Annotated in this window: 2 protein-coding genes and 1 pseudogene; 1 reads left to right on the top strand and 2 read right to left on the bottom strand. The window is 76.6% G+C overall.

From position 1 onward, the window contains the following. A pseudogene (locus tag ABEB16_RS19660) lies at positions 1–423 on the top strand (hypothetical protein); the annotation flags it as partial. A gap of 9 nt (positions 424–432) precedes the next feature. Here the strand turns inward: ABEB16_RS19660 and ABEB16_RS19655 are convergent. Continuing rightward, the gene (locus tag ABEB16_RS19655) at positions 433–1,332 is read right to left on the bottom strand and encodes a TIGR01777 family oxidoreductase (protein ID WP_345713893.1); all 900 of its coding nucleotides are present in this window, start codon (positions 1,330–1,332) and stop codon (positions 433–435) included. A gap of 186 nt (positions 1,333–1,518) precedes the next feature. Next, a partial coding sequence (sucB, locus tag ABEB16_RS19650) for a 2-oxoglutarate dehydrogenase, E2 component, dihydrolipoamide succinyltransferase (protein WP_345713892.1) occupies positions 1,519–2,721 on the bottom strand: 1,203 nt, incomplete at its 5' end.

Below are 2,721 nucleotides of genomic sequence, written 5' to 3'. Positions count from 1 at the left end.
GCCGCGGACCCGGCCACCGCCGCCGACACCCCGGGCGCTGCGGTCCTGCGCGGGGACGACCTGCCCGCGGTGGTCGCGGAGCTCGCCGGCCGTCGCGCCCGGGCGCTCGAGGCGGACGACCCCGGCCTGCTGGGTGAGGTCGACGCGCCGGGGTCGGCGGCGCTGGCCGCGGACGCGGCCATGCTCAGCGGTCACCGCGAGGCGGGCAGCCGCTGGCGGCAGCTCTCCTTCGAGGTGCGGGCCGTGGACGTCGAGACGCGCGGCGAGGACCGGGTCGTCGTGCTCGCCGACGTCGTCACCGGAGCGCACCAGGTCGTGACGGAGACGGGCGCGGTGCAGGACGTCGCGGCCGGTGAGCCCCGGCGCTCGCGCCTGACCCTGGTCCGCGTCGACGGGCAGTGGCGGGTGGGGGCGACCGGCTGACGGGCACCCTCAGCGCACGGCGGGATCCGCCAGCCACCGGGCGATGCTGGCGGCGTCGGGGTGCGTGAACGTGAACCCGGCCCGCAGCAGCACCTCCGGCACGACCCGCTGGCTGGCGAGCACCTCCCCGGCGAACTCCCCGAGCACCGCTCGCAGCGCCAGGGCCGGCACGGGCAGCACCGCCGGGCGGTGCAGCGCCGCGGCGATCGCGCGCAGCAGCACCGCGCTGTGCGCGGGGACGGGCGCGGTCAGGTTGACCGGCCCGCTGACGTCCGCCTCGAGCAGGAAGGCCAGGGCGGCGACCTCGTCGGGCATGGAGATGGCGCTCCACCACTGGCGTCCCGAACCCAGCGGCCCGCCCAGCCCGGCCCGCAGCAGCGGCAGCACCTGCCCGAACGCGCCCCCGCGGTGTGCCGCGACGAGGCCGGTGCGAGCGTGCACGACCCGGACGCCCGCCGCGGCCGCCGGGGCGGTGGCCGCCTCCCACTCGGCGACCACGTCGGCCAGGAACCCGCCGCCCCGGGGGGAGTCCTCGGTGAGCACCTCCTCGCCGCGCTCGCCGTAGGCGCCGATCGCCGAGCCGGACACCAGCACGCGCGGTGCCGGCTCCAGCGCCGCGAGCGCCCTGGCCAGGGTGCGGGTGCTGTCCACCCGCGAGGCGCGGATGACGTGCTTGTAGGCGGGGGTCCAGCGGTGCTCGCCCACCCCGGCGCCGGAGAGGTGGATCGCGGCGTCCACACCCGCCAGCGACGCGGCGTCGAGCTCACCGGCCGCCGGGTCCCAGCGCACCTCGTGGGGTGCACGCGGTGCGCGGCGCACGAGCTGCACCACCTCGTGACCCGCGTCGCGCAGCGCCGGCAGCAGCGCTCGCCCGATCAACCCGCTCGCTCCGCTGACCACCACCCGCACGGCGCCATCGTGCCGACCTCGCCGACCCCCCGCACCTCCGGGTCCCGTCGACCGGGTGCTGCCGACCCGCAGCCGCGGGCCGGCGGGGCCTGGGCGCGGGACCTGGACGCGCGGACGGGCCGCCCCCTGCAGGGGGACGGCCCGTCCGCGGTCAGGACCGCTCGTCCGGTGCTCGTCGGGGCTCGGTCAGAGCCCGAGCTCGCCCTCGAACTCCCCGCCCTCGAGCCGCTGCTTGATGGTCTGCAGGAAGCGCGAGGCGTCGGCCCCGTCCACGATCCGGTGGTCGTAGGACAGCGCGAGGTAGATCATCGAGCGGATCGCGATGGACTCCCCGCCGTCACCGTCGGAGACGACCATCGGACGCTTGACGACCGTGCCGGTGCCGAGGATCGCCACCTGCGGCTGGTTGATGATCGGGGTGTCGAACAGGGCCCCGACGCTGCCGGTGTTGGTGATGGTGAACGTGCCGCCGGCGAGGTCGTCCGGGGTGATCTTGTTGTTGCGGGTCCGGGCCGCCAGGTCGGCGATCTTGCGCGCGATCCCGGCGATGTTGAGGTCCCCGGCGTCCTTGACCACCGGCGTGATGAGGCCCCGGGGGGAGTCCACGGCGATGCTGACGTTCTCGGAGCCGTGGTAGACGATCGAGTCGCCCTCCACGCTGGCGTTGAGCACCGCGTGCTGCTTGAGCGCCTCCACCGCCGCCTTCACGAAGAACGGCAGGAACGACAGCTTCACGCCCTCGCGGGCCTCGAACCCGGACTTCGCCCGCGCCCGCAGCCGGGCGATCTTGGTGATGTCCACCTCGATGACGGTGGTGAGCTGCGCCGACGTCTGCAGCGACTCCACCATCCGCTGGGCGATGACCTTGCGCAGCCGCGACATCTTCTCGGTCGTGCCGCGCTTGGCGGACACCGCCGCCGCGGCCTGCTGGTTGCCGCCCTGGGCCACCGCGGTCTCCGCCGGCGCCTGGGGTGCCGGCTTCGCCGCCGCGGCGGCCTTGGCGCGCTCGGCGGCGTCGAGGACGTCCTGCTTGCGCACGCGCCCGCCCACGCCGGTGCCCTCGAGCGAACCGAGGTCCACCCCGTGCTGGGCGGCGAGCTTGCGCACCAGCGGCGTCACGTACGTGGTGCCGCCCGTGCCGCCGCCGGTCGTGGTCTGCTGGGCGGGCGCCTGCTCCTGCGGCTGCGGGGCCGGCCGGGGAGCCGGTGCCTGGGCCGCCTGCCGCGTCTGCTCCGCCTGCGCGGGCTTGCTGGCGGGTGCGGTCTCCTGCGCCGACTGCTCGTGGGCGGCCTGCCGCTCCTGCACCTCGTCGGCCAGGTTCTCGCCGCCGGCGGGGGCCTCGGCCGCGGGGGCCTGCTGCTGGGCGGGGGCCTGGGCGGCGGGTGCGGA

The organism is Kineococcus glutinatus, assembly GCF_039542765.1.
GTDB lineage: Bacteria > Actinomycetota > Actinomycetes > Actinomycetales > Kineococcaceae > Kineococcus_A > Kineococcus_A glutinatus.
This window is presented reverse-complemented; position numbering and strand designations above follow the sequence as displayed.